1 protein-coding gene is annotated in these 233 nt (G+C 39.1%); it reads right to left on the minus strand.

The window, feature by feature from the left end; all coding sequences use genetic code 11:
* Window positions 1-233 (minus strand): NTP transferase domain-containing protein (locus tag EOC06_RS39430; RefSeq protein ID WP_164899116.1); only part of this gene is annotated, 233 nt, incomplete at both ends.

The raw sequence follows: 233 nt of genomic DNA on the forward strand, positions 1-233 counted from the left end.
TAATACCTCCATACTCTGATGCGTAATAAACGGGCTGTCATTTGGCAAAACGAAATACCATTCAGCTTGCTCTCTTTCCATGACGCTATATATTCCAGCAAGGGGTCCATACCCTTGAAAACTTGGCGTGTCTTGAATGATGGTTACTTCCTTATCAATAAATCTATCTGTAATGGCAGGATGTGAAACTAAATAGATTTTTGGGGTAATAGCTTGGAGTGCTTCTATAGAAT

Origin of the sequence: Mesorhizobium sp. M7A.F.Ca.MR.362.00.0.0, assembly GCF_004023175.1 — a bacterium.
In the GTDB taxonomy this organism is placed as follows: Bacteria; Pseudomonadota; Alphaproteobacteria; order Rhizobiales; family Rhizobiaceae; genus Mesorhizobium.